Below are 15217 nucleotides of genomic sequence, written 5' to 3' on the forward strand. Positions count from 1 at the left end.
AAGCACAGACCAACGCCTACGAACGTGCACTCTCCGAGGTCAGGCAGGGACAGAAACGCTCTCACTGGATGTGGTACATCTTTCCGCAGTGCGATGGTCTCGGGTCCAGTCAGACCGCCAAACGCTATGCGATCAAGAGCGCCGCGGAAGCGAAGGCCTACCTGAGCCACCCTCTGCTTGGTCCACGGTTGATCGAGTGCTGTGAGGCGGTCCTTCGTGTCGAGGGACGCTCCGCTGACGCGATTTTTGGTGCCCTTGACGCGATGAAGTTAAAGTCTTGCGCGACCCTGTTTGCCTCCGTTTCTCCTGTAGGATCGGTCTTCGATCAGCTACTCGACCAATTCTTTCAGGGCGAGCGTGACAAGCAGACGCTCCATTTCCTCAAGGCTGCAGGCGAAGATACATAAGACTTCAAGGTGAGGCTCTGAAGTGAACTCTCGGGGACAACTAGGCACAAGACTTATACGGCAGCTGCAGCGATCAGGCTGGCGTTACTGTTGGCAGCGCATGAGGTGTGCCAGTTATACCTGTAAAACAAACGGTGGCAAAAGAGAGGTCGAGAAGGGCGATCTCGCCTTGACGGTAGCATCAGCTTTCTACTGTCTCAAAATCCATCTCAGAATCAAACTCTCACAGCAGTCTGGCACAGATGAGTTTTGAGACGCTGGTGCAGAATTGCCGAAACCGGTCATTTTCGGCAAAACTCTTATCCTGCTGCTGCTACTTGCCAAGGATGCCTAACACCGAAGTATGGAGAGTAAAATCAGGTGACGAGCCTTTAAGCACTAGATAATGTTGTTAGGTAACTTTTGCGGCTATGGATAAATTGAGATCAGTCTGCTCAAACTGTGGGGAACTTAATGCATAAGCGTCGGCTCACCCCAAAGGAGATTCAAGAAGCTGTCTCCCAACAAACCCATGAACTGCACGAGATGGCTCGGAGTCTCTCGTTCTGGCTAAACGGTGTACATTATCCCTCCGAAGGGGAGTATTTAGAGTATGTAGTCCGGTCTTACCTTAGGAGACGAATTCCAAAGCGCTTTGAAATATCTACTGGGTTTATCTCAACACTCGGAACCAGTAGACCTACCAGTGGAGCATTAGAAGTTACCCGGAATGTATCGCGACAGTTCGACATTCTCATATGGGACGCAGATGCCTTTCCACCGCTATTTCGTGCTGATGACTTTGTGGTTGTAGTACCAGAGTCTGTTAGAGCAGTGATTGAGGTGACCAAGTGCCTAGATGCAGCCAAGGCACGTGAAGACTTGAGAAAGTTTGATGACCTCTATGAGCTGTATTCCCCAGAGCGTCAACGATTTCGCCCATACACGGCAATCCTAGCCTTTTCATCCAAGCGTTCGATGACGAGCTTGCTGCAAATGCTGGAGCGGTTTTATCTCTTTGATTCAAATGTTCCGATACCGTTGCGCTACCATGCTGCTCGGATTAAAGGCCGTGACGTTCGGCCACTGGCCCTACCTGGTTTTATTGATGCCGTCTGTGTCGTAGACCAAGGGTAGATTAAGGGCAAGATGGAGACTGCACTCATAGAATCTCGAAGCAGTGTTGTGCGATATGTTGCTTATGCAAACGAACCCGACATCGAGGCCTCATTCGGCTTTTTTGAAAGAGATGTAGTGTTAACGCTTTCCCAATCTGCTGCCGAAGCCTCTGGTTACTGGGAGTCTTCTGTGGATGTGTATCAGGAGTTTATGCACGCAGTTTCACAAAAACCCTGTAGTTCACTCATCATTGAAGACTGGGATGCAATTTTCCCAAGCCTTAATGTCATCGATAAGCTGCATCCCATTACACCGGATTTTCCAAGTGACATAATGAATGCTTCGAAGTTTGTTGGTGCGGACTTTGTTGCTGATCATCCACGCCCAGCAATGTACATTGAGGAGTTTGGTCCTAATATTTGGGCCTTTGAGCGGCACCCTGAAAACGTCTTTGCCTGTGGTTCGTATGCTCAGGGTGCTCGTGTAAAGTCTTGGAGCCTATTCACCTCCGATACAGCGCGCCAAAGAGGGTGTCCCCATCGTGTAAAGATGAAAGAAAGTAGCTTCTCAGAAATTCTTGAGGCTTTCAAAGCCACTGCATGGCGAGATGATCCAGAGCCTGCTGGGTAAATAAAACGTTAAAGCCACTGATGTTGCCTCCTCCAAAATGAGGCCAAGCTGACCGCCTCCCCTTTAGCACCTGCTTGCCCCATAGAGTTTCAGCAAAGCTGAAATGATTCATAGTTCCAATTCGTAGATTGCAGCAATCTCATTCGACTGAATCCCTAGATACGCCAATGTTTGCTGCTGCGTCGCATGCCCAAACGCTTCCATCAACAAAGGAATCGCCGTACCCCGCTCCAGGCGTTGCCAGTAGCCCCAGGTCTTCCGCAGCGTATGGCTGCCGTAGTTGCCCTTCAGTCCCACATCGTGACACCAGGTCTTCACCCGCGTGCTCATCGTTTCTACCGTCAAGCAACCCCGTTGTCCCGTGAAGAGGTAAGCGTCCGCCTTCAGGTCACTGCTCGCTAACCAGGCTTGTATTGATGCGACGGCGGTAGCATTCAACGTTACCGGGCGGTACTTGTGCGTCTTACGCTGCTTCAGGTCGAGCACCTCCCCGGCTTGCAGATTCTTCACCTGTCCCACCTTGAGCGAGAGCAACTCATTCGCGCGGTACGCCGTGTTGATGCCCAGCGTGAACAAACATAAATCACGGGGACGGTCCGCCAGAATTTTCTTGATACGTTGGATCGCCTTCTTATCCCGAATCGGTTCCACCTTGATCGTTGAACCAGCAGCAGGATGGTTAGGATTTTGCCCCTTGGGAAACGGCATGGCGGTCGCACTTAAACTTGACTAACTTTTCAGCATCTTAACTCAAATACTTAGTGAGCAATCAGCACAGCCATTTTGGTTTGCCATCAGCAAATGGTGATCAAAGCCAAGCACAGCAATCTTTCCCAGCCACATCCCCGCTCATTAACTTCTTAGAAATAGTTAATGAGCCAGAAGAGAGGCTGCACCAATCTAAGTGTGTCACTTGCCACCTTCTTTGCTACTGACAAGTGGCTTGTTCTTGCCGCATCAAGAATCATCTCTGCAAGGGGCACACTAAGATTGCCTGCAGTACAGCCTGATGTGTCAAGGGGCTTGCGCCTGCTTGAGAACAGTTGACTGATCAGGGACTGATTCCTCTACCCGGTGGGGTGTACTTTCATGCTTCGCTACGACCTGCTTTTCACTTGGTCTGACTGGCAACCCTTAGAGTTTTGCTGGCTTGGCTCAGCGATACCAGCCAAACCAGGGCTTTATCGTATTCGCCGCTGCGGTCAATCACAGCTAGACTATATCGGGCAAACTGGCGACGGTAAGATGACACTGAGAAAGCGTCTAGGCATGTTGCGGGGGGTGTATGCCGCTGACATGCCGTATCGCGATCCTCATACAGCTGCCCCAGCACTATGGGCCTTACGCCACAGCCTGGCCTGTCACTTCGAGGTTTCGGTTGTACCAATTGAAGGCTCAACGCCTTGGCGGAAAGGCTTAGAATCCTTGGCGATTAGTTTGTACCGACAGCAGGAGCGGCAGTCACCAACGGTTAGTTTTGGGCGGATCGTCAGCGGGTACGCGATGTCTTCCGCCAACAATAGCAAGCTGGTCATGCAGGGAAAACGCTTTCGAGGTGGACTGACGACGCAGGTAGGACCCAATCACTTGTCGAGTATCGCCCCAGTTGGCAACCTGACAGAGGACCCACAGACTCACCATTGGTGCGGTCATCAATGGTCGGCATGGCAGCCCCTTGTGAGCACCATCCAGCAGTTGTCAAAGGAGCAGTCTGGGCTGTACCGCATTCGTAGTAGTGAGTCAGCCACCTTACTGTATATCGGTCAAGGCAACCTGAGAGACCGCCTCAACGCTCATCAAAAGAAAGCACTGCAGCCGTATGACGCCCAAAGTGAGGTGTTTGCCACGGCCCCAGCTTTGCAGTGTTCTTGGGTACACAATGCCAATTGGCAGCCTCACCAACGCTTAGAGCTGGAAAACGATTTAATTGCTGCTCATCTGCTCATGACGGAAACGATCCCGCCCGCACAGTTTTTAGGGTCGTAACCCGATGCAGACGATCGCGTTAGTGGCTTGCGTCGCGCAGAAACACCAGCAGCCGAGAGCGGCTCAAGCGCTGTACCTGTCGCCTTGGTTTCGGAAAGCGCGTGCTTACTTAGAGCAAGAAGACATCCAGTGGTACATTCTTTCAGCCCAGTATGGGCTGGTCAGCCGAGAGCAAGTGATCGAGCCTTATGAGCGGACCTTAAACACTATGCCAGCGAAGGAACGGCAGGTCTGGTCAGAGCAAGTCTTGCAGCAAATGCATGCCGTGGTGCCAGCACCAATGCAGATTCGCTGCTTTGCCGGTCAGTGCTACCGCCAGTACTTAAGACCGCTTTTAGAGCAGGCAGGCTATCAGATAGAGGTACCACTTGAGCACTTGGGCATTGGGCAGCAACTCGCTTGGTTCGGAAGTCAGATGGAAGGTGTCCATCGTGAAGGACACCGTTGAGGCAGCGCTCTAAAAACGGTTGACTAGGACAAACCCCAAAAGATAAAACGGCCCTTTGTTGATACCCCTTTCAGATCAACAGCAAGTGCCACTGCTGAAGAGTTCTAGCAGGCTGCATTTCATACCCCTTTTTTGACACCCTTGGGCAATCACCACGGTCAAGTACAGCCTTCCTTGAGGTAGCATCGTGGCATGCGATCGATGCACTTACTTTTTGAAACCCCAGAAGCAGCCCGCGAGGTTGCCTTCATGTTGCAGTGCGAGTACGACGGCTTCACTATGATTACGTTACCGTCGATCCATGACACACTGGCGCTGAGAACCGCGATTGAACTCACTGGCACTGATTTCTGTTTTGCTGGCGACCATTATCCACTGGTGCTGTCTTCAACGACTGAGGACATGAGCCAAGTGAGTGATCAACCAGTCGAGCGTATGAGCCGGAAAGCAGAGTTATGGCAGGATATAGCGCCAGTGGCTTTCGTCTGTCTGCTGCCGTGAAGTGTTAGGTTGCAGGCACTAAGGCTGTAACCATGATTTCACCTCTTCGATACTCCTTGTCTTGCCACCTAAGTGGATAATGGCATGACAATTAGGACAAACTGGGCGAAGGTCAGCAATTGGATCAACCTCGTACTCTTTCTGAATTTCTGATAGTGGTTTTAAGTGATGCACATGAATAAATCCTTGCGCCACTGACCCAAACTTTTCTTCAAAGTTGAAACTACAAACACAACAACTTGTACCGTAATACTCAATGCAACGTCTGCGGGCTTCGGGATTGCGCTCATAGGAATTAATAGTAACTTGGGAGACTGCACCCTCAACCAACTTTTGATTGTCAGAGACCTCCTCAGAAAGACGAAAACTAGAGACAATATTTAGTCGCTTTTGGGCTACAGACAATTCTTCGCTAGTAAAAAGAGCTGACCAAGGTTGGCGGAGAACTAAGGCTTCAAGCGATAAGTCCAGTCGATTTATCTCTACTAATTTCTGTAAACCGCTTGTCGGACTGCTTTTAGGTTTTAACCAATCTTTTGCTGCTTGCAAACCACCCGCTCTTTTCACACGTTGCAGGTAGCGATGCGCCCAATACCCTGTTTCACGCCCTACGTATTGGTAAATGGCGATCATTTCTTCATGAAGTCGAGTTTCTAAACTTAAACCTGTGGAATTCATACTCTTCAGCTATTAAGCATTTCAGATTTATGATGCCCATTAATAACCTTGCTGTAATACCCTCACAGACAAAACATGCAACCTAACGGCTCACTTGAGCGGCTGGAAATAGCCTCAAACTCAACACCTGTTGGTTTTTAACAACCCGCTTCAAGCGAATTGTTATGCTGTCATTACCCAGAGAACAACATGTCACTATTCCTTGTTCTCACCATAAATTTGATGCCAGTAATAGGGCTGTACCTCACGTAACTTGAGAGAGTGGTATTGCGTTGGCTCTGCTTTGTCAGGCACACCCACTTCAACGTTTAAGCCCCAATACGCTAAGCGCTCTTGACAGATACCACAAGGAGTCAGGATGACAAAGGGTTCTCTGGTGTCTTCTCTCGATACACAAACTGAGGCACAGATTCGCTCATTCAAGCGATGTGCTTCACAAATTGCGCCAGTTTCATGGCATAAGCAAGCGGCTTCATTGGGCGCATCAACATAAACACTCGTCAGGATACGCCCTGTTTCTGTGTACATTGCCGCAGCCCCAGACCATCCTTCTGGAAATCGTGCCAGTGCTTGTTGCCTTGCAGCCTGGACTAGTTGCTCATCGACTCGATACTGCTTCATGCTCAACCACAACACTCACTTTGAAGAGCGACTTCGTCCATACCTTTGACTATGCGACTCGAACATCAACTAATGCTCTTTCAGTTGCATCCTTATCAATAGATTAAGCAGCACAACTATTATTAGGTAGAACTTTCTGTCTATGATCCTAAAGCGGCTGGAAAGGCGGAACGTTTCTGCCTCTCTCTCATTACTGACTGGACTAGAACTGGCATCAATCACCGTTCAGTGATAGTCTACAACACCGATGCTCTCGTTCCTGTAGACTCCGATGCACAAGCTAGGATGTCGCTGCTGTCGTTGGTTAGTTGCGGGTTCTGCAGCGGTCCTAATACTGAGCCTCACTGCGACAGATGCTCTGTAACTCAATCTGGATAAGGCTTTCCAGCCTATTTTGTACTTTTTTACCTTAGCCGCGTCCCAGCTTGCATCTTTGCCGAAAAGAAGCATTTTCGGCAGTGTTTCTAAGCATTAACGGTTCTGGTCAGCGGTTGCTGGCCGCTTTGCAGCTTACTCAAGCAGTTTCGGTCAAGCCGCTGCACCAGAATTGTTAGACTACGCTCGCGACAACGATTTCAACTGCTTTTTCAGAACACTGCTCGCTACTATCTTGACATTCAGAAAGCTCAATATCTGGTTGAACACCCTTGCCCTCAATCGTATTGCCTTTGGGTGAGATAGTATGAGCGATCGGAGCAAGTATGACAAAGCCTTGCCATCTCAATTTAAAGACTCCTCCCCCTAAGACTGAACCGCTGGTGCGAACCCCTAAGATTTTAGCGGCTCCATATTCTTGCACTGCTGCCGCAAATACTTCACAAGCAGAGCCGCATTGGTTATCAACTAGGACAAAGTAGGGTCTTGGATCTTTCCTGGCTTCAAACCGCGTTCGATATTCAATAAATTTCTTCTCCTGGGACAACTTAATTTCAGCAAGACCAATATTTTTCACAGAGTCATCAAAATAGCCCCGGAAGACATACGGCTCTCGCATCCCAATGCCATTTCGAGTCCGCTCTACTGCAAATACTTTGTCAGCACCAATGATGTCCTCAATCAAATAACTAATTGCAGACTGAACACCGCCACCATTACCACGAAGATCGATGAGAATTCTTTTAGCTTGGGAAAGTTTAGCTTTTGCTTGCTCGATTGAACGCTTGGTAACTTGAGGAGTGACAAAACTTTTAACTTGAAGAACTCCAACTTCGTTGCTTACTTGTGCCGAAACTGTAGCAGCAGTTTCAGTGGTTAGCGGAGCTTCTTGGGTAAACAAACGAAACAGTTGTTCACCCTCTACAGGATTGAAAACTCTCACATGAGAGATAGAAAGCTTTGCTAGTTGCTGATTAGTAAGTTGTGTTAACGCTGCTCTTGACCAACTTGATTTCGTATCGACTTTGGTGATTAACTCCTTGAGGTTTTGTTCTCGAAGTTCTTTCTTGAAGGTGGGAGCAAAAATATTGTCGTCAAGTTTCTGATAAACATCATCGACAAATCGTTTGGCTTCTGAGGAAGAGATAGTATCTGTATCCCTTAATGTGGATGCGGTAAACCAATTTAATGAAACTTCTTCCTCTGTTTTCTGAGAACTTGGCGCTTGCCATGGTGAAGCGGTTGATGATCGCGAGGAGGTAAATTTACTACCTGTGCAGCTGACTACGTTGAGCAGCACTGCCGTCATTACAGCGAAAATTACTATGCTTGTCCACTTTACCCACCTTGGTTGCATATAAAGTCTTTCTCAATCGCCAATGACTGAAGGAACGAAATGTTATCTAACATAACTCTGATCGCGTGACCCTTGGCTACGCTCGGGTGCCGCATCAGATTCAGAAGCAAAACCTCAAGGCGCAAAGCAATCATCTGCGGTCTTTCTGTACGAAGCATGACTGGGACTACGAGCTGATTCAAGACCTCGGTTCTGGGGTGAACGATCACAAAAGTGGTTTGCGAAGGCTGATCCAGCGCCTTTGTGATGGTAACGTCGAGCGCTTAGTGATGACTAACCGGGATCGCCTATTGCGCTTTGGCGTTGATCTAGTCTTTGCTCTGTGTGAGCACTTTCAAACCGAAGTGGTGATTAGGAACATCAACTCGTTAGAAGACTTTGAGGACGACATCGCTGAAGACATTCTGGAGACCATCACCGTGTTCTCAGCCCATCTTGATGGCACGCGTCATGACAAGAATCAAAAAATTATTGACAATTTGATGGCTATTGCCAGAGAACTAGCTGAGTAGCAGCTTCCTCTTGCCTGGAGGAGCGACCGCATCTTTCTTGAAGTGAGACTTGAATTTGCCTAGGTCTGCATCGATCTTCCCGACCCTCTGCAAGCTATGACAACCGGTAGAGGAGAGCGCCACTTTAGGTTGTTAGGGTTGTGCTAGATCAGTGCACTGCAGAGATACGACGCACCTTCTTGCTTGGCTTTCTTTTCGTCCCAAGCGTTGGTGAACTCGTGCCAACCTCGACTCTCACCGTTCAGAAACATGCGACTGCTAGAAACCAAGATTGCATATTGAGCTACGTCAGTCTTTTTTTGACAGGATTTAGGAGGATTTTTTATGTCACTGCATCGCATTAAGGCTTTTGATCCGGACTATCGCCACCATTTCGATGACCGAGACCTTGTTGGCTTTGATTTCTACAGTGCTAATGACAAGATTGGCTCGGTTGATGATTTACTCGTAGATGACGAGGGACAGTTCCGCTATTTGGTCATCAACACTGGTGCCTGGATCTTTGGTAAAAAGGTCTTGCTGCCGATCGGTCAAGCCCGTATCGACTACAACCAACGTCGGACCTTCGCTGATGGTTTGACGCGAGCGCAAGTGGAAGCGCTGCCAGAATTTACCAATGAAAGTAACCTTGACTACGGCTATGAAGAGCGAGTGCGAGGCGCTTACCGCCCTCTCGCCTCTGACCGAGACCTTGATCGTACCGTTGCTTCTAGTCGTGACGAGCGAGACGGCTACCGTTATGAGCAGGATCCAGCGCTGTACGGCATGAACGAGCGTGACCATCAAAGCTTGAAGTTGTACGAAGAGCGCCTGATTGCGCATAAACAGCGGCAGAAAACTGGTGAAGTCACTGTCGGCAAGCACGTCGAAACTGAGCAGAAAAAGGTGCAAGTGCCAGTTGAAAAAGAGCGGGTCGTGATTGAGCGCACTGCTGACGCTGCAGGGAGACCGGTTGCAGCGGGTGAAGCCACCTTTGACCAAGGCGAAGTGGCCCGAGTTGAGGTTTATGAAGAAACCCCCGACCTCCACAAAGAAGCCTTTGTGCGGGAAGAGGTGAGCGTGCGTAAGGAAGTGAAGCAAGAGACTGTCAATGTTGAAGACCAGGTGCGGCATGAAGCACTGGATCTAAACACTGAGGGACGTGCGCTCGTGGATGATCCTAATCAACATCTTGGTAAACGGCGTTAAGACAAGCGCTTGTTGCTCTTTTGGCATGGCTGCTTCTTTTAACATTTAGTAGAGATGAACACGGCACGAAAGGCGTCTTCCTACCTTCTTAACCTCATGTTCGAACAAGGCAGGCTGGGCTACCTTCCCTCTAGGCAGGCGGTCAGTGCTGGAACGAAAGGTCTCGAGCCACTTGGGGTGGAGCCGCGACCCGTACGAAAGATTAGCATATGGGACGAAAGCCATACGCAGTATGGCTTTCAGCGTTCAGCTCAACAGAAGGCTAGTTCTGTTAGCTAGTTGCTCCCCGGAGCAACCGTGCCAAGGAGCCAGTGGTCTAGTCAGGTGCGGGTGGCAGCAACGGCACCCGCACCTAAAAAAGTAGAACTGTCACTGGGTAGCGCTTTGAGCGCTTGTACCGGTTGGCGGCTAGTCCACAGTGAGAAGGGCCATCGTTTAGCCAGCCGCGCTGCTCAATAGGGTTGGTTGACAGTGCTGTTTGGTTCGGTAAAATTTGAAAAAACGTGCACGTTTTACCGCCTTTGAATGCAGAGTCTTCAGCCACTTCAGCAAGAACTCACTGCACTTGAGGCTACCGCGGCTACGCTCAACACTCAAGCCTTCAAGCGCTCTCCCGCTCCGTTTGTCCGGGATCTAGCGGTGATCAAGAGCTACACCCTAGCCCGGAGCCAGAACCTTCCTTTTTTTTAGCCACCGGCACGTCAGCGATGTGACGTAGGGGATCCGTGAAAGCGAGTCAGTGAGTCAAGTGAGTCACCCTCGACTTTTTTCGTAGCACCCTCGCTCACCCCTGTGGCGTCACGAGCGAGCACTGGCGGCGCCATCAACTCACTTGTTACCGCGGCAAAAGCAGCGCGAACGACCCCATAACACTCACAGGCAAAGTCTTCTAAGCCCGCCCGATCCACCAGCGTCATGCAGCCACGGTGGTAACCTACCCAGCCCGCTTGGCTGAGGACACTTGCCGCCACAGTCACACTGGCACGCCGCACACCCAGCATTTTACTGATAAACTCATGCGTCAGGAGAAACGTGTCTGCTCCCAAACTATCACTGACTAACAAGAGCCAACGGGCCAGACGCTCTTCGGTCGTATGAAAGCGGTTGCACGCGCCGTTTTGTGCCACTTGCGTCAGCATGGCTTGCAGATAGCGGAGCAGCAAGCCGTACAGGAATTCCTGACGGTTGAATTCGGTTAGCAGTTGCTCCGCAGGCAGCCGCCACGCTTTGCCTGTGACCTGTACGATCGCCTGATGGCTGTGACTCGTACCGCCAAGCAGTACCGGCAACCCAGCCAGACCTTCTTGCCCCACCAAGCCCACTTCCATCGTGACACCCGCCGGACCTTGGAGCACCAAAGAAATGAGCGCTTGTTCGGGAAAGTAGACGTGGTCGATGGCACCACCCACCTGGTAGAGGGGTTGCCCCAGCGCCAGCGTAACTAGCTCTAAAGCAGGTTGTAAGCGCTGATAAACGTCGGCTGGCAAGACTGCGAGCAGCCGATTGCTTGACCGAGGAGTCGTTTGAAGTACTGGCATCGCCTGCTCCTGAGCGTAAATCAAATTGAGCCAACCCTACTGACGACACTCAGGTAAGCATGTTTAAGCTCGACCGCAGTCTCCACAGGTTAGTTTTGCGCCCAGCGGTCGTTGGCACCGACCTACCGCCTGCGTTTAGCGGCAGTGTACAGTAGCATCTTCACCTTTCTAGCTGTCACTGTCGGTACGACACTGCACAAAGAGTTTGTTTGACTGCTCAGCGTTGCCTTGTACTGCTGTACAAGGTGCTCTCTAAAGGGCGGCAGTGCTGTCCTCTGGTTCTCCTAGTCCGGGGCGGGGCGGGGCCGTCTGCAGCAACTGCTTGAGCACCGTCAGCAGTAACGCTAGATCGACTGGCTTCGTGAGCTGTTCGTTGAACCCAGCCGCTAAGGCTTGCTGACGGTCCGCTGCGCTTGCCTGCGCCGTCAAGGCTAGCACTGGCACTTGCCCCCCGGCTGCTGGACTGAGCCCTCGTAGCCAGGCGATCAAGTCATAGCCAGTGGTGCCGGGCATCGCGATATCACTCACGACCAATTGCGGTGGCTGGGCTAAGAAACTGGTCTGAGCCGCCGCAACACAGTCGGCAGCGCTGACCACCGCACCCTCCATCCTAAGCGCAAACGTGAGCAGCGCCAGGGAGTCTGGGTCATCATCCAGCACCAGTATGGACACACCCTGTAAGTCATGCAACGGTGCCATGCCGGTTGTGTGCTCTCTGTTACTGAAACCATGCAGGCAGATTTTACTCTCTTTGTAGACCGTTAGGCAACGAGCTGCAAGATCGCCTCTACTAAAGGTTCCGGATCGATCGGCTTCGTGAGCCAGTAGTCAAAACTAGCCTTCAAGGCAGCGGCTTCACCGTACTCGCGGCTATACGACGTGACGGCAATCGCGGGGATCTGGCGGCTAGCGGTAGCCGGCGCTTGACGCACTTGCTCGAGCAACGCTTTACCATCAAGGTCTGGTAAGCGCAGATTGCAAAGCAGGATTTGAGGACGTTGTTTGTTGAGCACTTGCAACGCTTCGAGCGCAGTCGTCGTGACCGTCACGGCGGCGCCCTCGTTTTCGAGCAAGTAAGTGAGCAACACCGCCATGTCTAGCTCATCCTCTACCAGCAGTACTTGAATGTCCTTGAGTGGCTGCAGTCTCGCCACGTCTGCTTGTTTTGACATTTAACGACATGAACACGGCACGAGAGCCGGCTGACTTTATTCCTAGTCTTATGTTCTAGCGCTGCAGGCTGGGCAACCTCTCCTTTAGGAAGGAAGTAAACGCTGGCACGAAACGGCCCCAGCCACTTGAGGTGAAGCCGCACTCCGTGCGAAAGTTGAGCCTAGGGGTACTCAAGCGCTACTACAGATGGCTTGCAGCGCTCGGTTTAACCTAGGGCTAGCTTGGTTGGTTTGTTGCCCCCCGGATCTAGCAGACGGGCAAGCGGCTTAAAAATTAGCACCGCCGCTGTGTCAGGCTTTTAAGGCTTTGACCAGTTTTGAACGAGCCTAGCAGCGGCAGCACTAGCAGAGCGGTAGCCACGCGGATCAAGGGGCACTTTAGAACCAACCGAGACACATCGAACCCGGTCCGAGCGATCAAGTGCTTGGTTGCCCTCTGCACCATAAGTTGCTCACGCCAACTTCAGTCAGTAGACCGCGACGCAGCGTGCCGGTAGTCGCTTGTCTACAAGGTGTTTGCTCGGTCCTACAATGCTAAGTAAAGCTTAGAAGGCTCGCATGACTTTGACCAACCGCCTGCTCAGTGCTTTACCGCCAGCGATCCTGACTGAGTTGGCTCCTGCAATGGCAACAGTCGTGCTGTCACAAGGCGAGCGCCTGCATGAGCCAGGGGATGCCATCGCCGCACTCTACTTTCCCTTGGATTGTGTGCTGACGCTGACGCTGACCATGAGTGATGGTGCCAGCGCCGCCATAGGGCTGGTCGGCAGCCGTGAAATGATTGGTCTGAACGCCGTGCTGGGTCACAAGGCAACGACACAAACGGGCTATGTGGTGCAGGTGCCAGGTAGCGCCATCAAGCTCGAGGCGCCGGTCTTCCTCGCTGCGTTTGATCGCTATCCGGCCGTGCGTGCGGTGCTGCTGCGCTACACGCAAGTCTTGATTGCGCAAATGGCTCAAAATACGGCTTGTAACAGCCGCCATGCGCTCGCACAGCGCTTAGCGCGCTGGCTCTTGGAAGTGCATGACCGTGTGGCAGGAGATGAAGTCATCCTCACGCAGGCCTTCCTGGCGACCATGTTAGGGGCGCCGCGTCCAAGCATTACACTAGCCGCCCACGGGTTTCAGGAGCGTGGTTGGCTGCATTACCGTCGTGGGCACATCCACATCTTGCAGCCAGCAGGGTTAGAAGATGCTGCCTGTGAGTGTTTTCAAGCGATCAAGGCGGAATGCGAGCGCTTACTTAGCACGCAGCCTGAAGCACTCCCGTAATCTCACATGGCAGCCGCAGCCAGCTAGGGAGACACCCTCAAGCCGCTCGGGGACTGAGTCAGCCGCTTGGAGTGCTGATACCTGCTAGACGCTACTCCTACAGGGTCAAGCCTGCTGCAGGCGGTTGGACCCGCATGCACCTTGAGCACCGTTTCGTTCTAGTCTGAAGCCCTCCCTCGTTCGGTTTAGTCAAAGCGAGCAGCGTCCATGGCCCTTACCCGGGCCGGAACAGAGGGCACAACCGGCTGGAAGTGTTGCCGGACCCTTTGTTGAGTAGCGTACCGACAGTGACCGTAAGAAAGGTTACAAGTGTTACTTGACCCTAGCCGGTCAATGCCGGTGGTCAGTCCCTTCAGACTGCCGCTGCGTTAAAAACCCACTTTTGGATCCTGAGGTCGAGCTTTAGCACTCTCCCCAGGGGGTCGTCAGTTGTGTTTGCTCAACTTGACTCACCCTCAGGACATCAGATGCCAGTAACTCAAACCACTCCCCGCACAAGCAATCATCTGCTCGCAGCCTTGCCAGCCGACGTCTACCAGCGCTTGCAACCCGCTTTAGAACTGGTCACGCTGGCAATGGGGCAACCCATCTACCAAGTGGGTAGTGCCATCGACCATGTTTACTTTCCGGAACAAGCGCTCATTTCCTTAGTGTTTCAAGCGAAGGATGGTGCCACGATGGAAGTGGGCTTGGTCGGGCAAGAAGGGATGGCCGGCTTGCCCATGCTGCTCAACGGTACGAGTAACAGCCATGATGCAATCGTGCAGGTCGCTGGCAAAGCGTGGCGGCTGCCGGCAGCCGTGCTGTTGACCGAGTTCCACTGTGGGTCAGCCCTGCACGGCTTGCTGCTCCGCTATACGCAAGCCATGCTCACCCAAGCCACGCAAAACAGCGTGTGCAACCGCTTTCATACGACCGAAGAGCGTCTGGCCCGTTGGCTCTTGTTAGTCAGTGATGGTGTAGGAGCCGACACGTTTCTCCTGACGCATGAGTTCATCGCTAAAATGCTAGGTGTGCGGCGTGCAGGTGTGACCGTGGCTGCGGGTGTGCTCGATCAAGCGGGACTGCTGCGTTACCACCGTGGCTGCATGACGCTGGTGGATCGGGCAGGCTTAGAAGACTTTACCTGTGAGTGTTATGGGGTCGTTCACGATGCTTTTGCAGCCGTAGCGAGTGAGCGTTGACGGAGCTGTCAGTGCTCGGTAGTGCTGCCACGGGGTGGCGAGCGCTAGCACCAAGCACCACGGCAAAACAGTGTCACCAATTTTGAAGGGACTGCCTTGGACAGCGATCACTCCACAGTGAGGGTCTAACAACCTGATTCTGTCGTTAAGGTTAGTTGCTGAAACACCCTGAAAACGTCTGGTTCGTTGTGGGTGGCAGCACTGTTCTACCCAAAGAAATGGGTAGTCGCTTGGGTAGAATACCCCTAGC

18 protein-coding genes are annotated in these 15217 nt (G+C 51.8%); 11 read left to right on the plus strand and 7 right to left on the minus strand.

The features are described 5' to 3' along the window. The 3 genes from H6F86_RS26005 to H6F86_RS26015 form a co-directional block, all read left to right on the plus strand. Window positions 1–407: DUF1810 domain-containing protein (locus H6F86_RS26005; RefSeq protein WP_190452761.1), on the plus strand; the 407-nt coding region annotated here is incomplete at its 5' end. 453 nt (window positions 408–860) lie between these two features. Further along, window positions 861–1523: a DUF6602 domain-containing protein gene (locus tag H6F86_RS26010; RefSeq protein ID WP_190452763.1), complete on the plus strand. Its 663-nt coding sequence runs from the start codon at window positions 861–863 to the stop codon at window positions 1521–1523. 12 nt (window positions 1524–1535) lie between these two features. Beyond that, a complete protein-coding gene (locus H6F86_RS26015) occupies window positions 1536–2135 on the plus strand; it encodes a hypothetical protein (RefSeq protein ID WP_190452765.1) in 600 nt (199 codons plus the stop codon). A 108-nt stretch (window positions 2136–2243) separates the two neighbouring features. Here H6F86_RS26015 and H6F86_RS26020 read toward each other — a convergent pair whose 3' ends face one another. Continuing rightward, the gene (locus tag H6F86_RS26020) at window positions 2244–2843 is read right to left on the minus strand and encodes a tyrosine-type recombinase/integrase (RefSeq protein WP_190452766.1); all 600 of its coding nucleotides are present in this window, start codon (window positions 2841–2843) and stop codon (window positions 2244–2246) included. Between the two features lie 381 nt (window positions 2844–3224). On the opposite strand from H6F86_RS26020, the gene H6F86_RS26025 reads away from it, so the two are divergent. The 3 genes from H6F86_RS26025 (at window position 3225) to H6F86_RS26035 (ending at window position 5070) form a co-directional block, all read left to right on the plus strand. Next, on the plus strand, window positions 3225–4121 hold the full coding sequence (locus H6F86_RS26025; protein ID WP_190452769.1) for a GIY-YIG nuclease family protein: 897 nt from the start codon (window positions 3225–3227) through the stop codon (window positions 4119–4121). A 4-nt stretch (window positions 4122–4125) separates the two neighbouring features. Then, the gene (locus tag H6F86_RS26030) at window positions 4126–4569 is read left to right on the plus strand and encodes a DUF6884 domain-containing protein (protein WP_190452771.1); all 444 of its coding nucleotides are present in this window, start codon (window positions 4126–4128) and stop codon (window positions 4567–4569) included. A 201-nt stretch (window positions 4570–4770) separates the two neighbouring features. Continuing rightward, window positions 4771–5070 carry a hypothetical protein gene (locus H6F86_RS26035; protein ID WP_190452773.1) on the plus strand — a complete coding sequence of 100 codons (300 nt, stop codon included), beginning with the start codon at window positions 4771–4773 and terminating at the stop codon, window positions 5068–5070. Window positions 5071–5088: 18 nt separating this feature from the next. Here the strand turns inward: H6F86_RS26035 and H6F86_RS26040 are convergent, their stop codons facing one another. From H6F86_RS26040 to H6F86_RS26050, 3 genes are all read right to left on the minus strand, one after another. Next, window positions 5089–5748, minus strand: a complete 660-nt coding sequence (locus H6F86_RS26040) for an HNH endonuclease (protein WP_190452774.1) — start codon at window positions 5746–5748, stop codon at window positions 5089–5091. 195 nt (window positions 5749–5943) lie between these two features. Further along, a complete protein-coding gene (locus H6F86_RS26045) occupies window positions 5944–6369 on the minus strand; it encodes a cytidine deaminase (RefSeq protein WP_190452776.1) in 426 nt (141 codons plus the stop codon). A 550-nt stretch (window positions 6370–6919) separates the two neighbouring features. Continuing rightward, entirely contained in the window at window positions 6920–8053 is a 1134-nt protein-coding gene (locus tag H6F86_RS26050) for a S41 family peptidase (protein WP_190452778.1), read from the minus strand. 113 nt (window positions 8054–8166) lie between these two features. Between H6F86_RS26050 and H6F86_RS26055 the strand changes: the two genes are divergently transcribed. The 3 genes from H6F86_RS26055 to H6F86_RS26065 all read left to right on the plus strand — a co-directional run bounded on the left by H6F86_RS26055 (window position 8167) and on the right by H6F86_RS26065 (window position 10260). Further along, window positions 8167–8613 carry an IS607 family transposase gene (locus H6F86_RS26055; RefSeq protein WP_190452780.1) on the plus strand — a complete coding sequence of 149 codons (447 nt, stop codon included), beginning with the start codon at window positions 8167–8169 and terminating at the stop codon, window positions 8611–8613. A 324-nt stretch (window positions 8614–8937) separates the two neighbouring features. Beyond that, window positions 8938–9801: a DUF2382 domain-containing protein gene (locus H6F86_RS26060; RefSeq protein ID WP_190452782.1), complete on the plus strand. Its 864-nt coding sequence runs from the start codon at window positions 8938–8940 to the stop codon at window positions 9799–9801. 297 nt (window positions 9802–10098) lie between these two features. Beyond that, window positions 10099–10260, plus strand: a complete 162-nt coding sequence (locus H6F86_RS26065) for a hypothetical protein (protein WP_190452783.1) — start codon at window positions 10099–10101, stop codon at window positions 10258–10260. Window positions 10261–10502: 242 nt separating this feature from the next. Here the strand turns inward: H6F86_RS26065 and H6F86_RS26070 are convergent, their stop codons facing one another. From H6F86_RS26070 to H6F86_RS26080, 3 genes are all read right to left on the minus strand, one after another. Then, the gene (locus H6F86_RS26070) at window positions 10503–11339 is read right to left on the minus strand and encodes a Crp/Fnr family transcriptional regulator (protein WP_190452785.1); all 837 of its coding nucleotides are present in this window, start codon (window positions 11337–11339) and stop codon (window positions 10503–10505) included. A 252-nt stretch (window positions 11340–11591) separates the two neighbouring features. Continuing rightward, complete coding sequence (locus H6F86_RS26075) at window positions 11592–12038, minus strand: response regulator (protein WP_190452787.1); 447 nt, start codon at window positions 12036–12038, stop codon at window positions 11592–11594. A 62-nt stretch (window positions 12039–12100) separates the two neighbouring features. After that, a complete protein-coding gene (locus H6F86_RS26080; protein WP_190452789.1) occupies window positions 12101–12493 on the minus strand; it encodes a response regulator in 393 nt (130 codons plus the stop codon). A 576-nt stretch (window positions 12494–13069) separates the two neighbouring features. Between H6F86_RS26080 and H6F86_RS26085 the strand changes: the two genes are divergently transcribed. Together H6F86_RS26085 and H6F86_RS26090 are read left to right on the plus strand one after the other, a co-directional pair. Next, on the plus strand, window positions 13070–13783 hold the full coding sequence (locus tag H6F86_RS26085; RefSeq protein WP_190452791.1) for a Crp/Fnr family transcriptional regulator: 714 nt from the start codon (window positions 13070–13072) through the stop codon (window positions 13781–13783). Window positions 13784–14250: 467 nt separating this feature from the next. Then, a complete protein-coding gene (locus tag H6F86_RS26090; protein WP_190452793.1) occupies window positions 14251–14967 on the plus strand; it encodes a Crp/Fnr family transcriptional regulator in 717 nt (238 codons plus the stop codon). The last annotated feature ends 250 nt before the right edge of the window (window positions 14968–15217 follow it).

Source organism: Phormidium sp. FACHB-592 (assembly GCF_014695795.1).
Classification (GTDB): Bacteria; Cyanobacteriota; Cyanobacteriia; order Leptolyngbyales; family Leptolyngbyaceae; genus Stenomitos.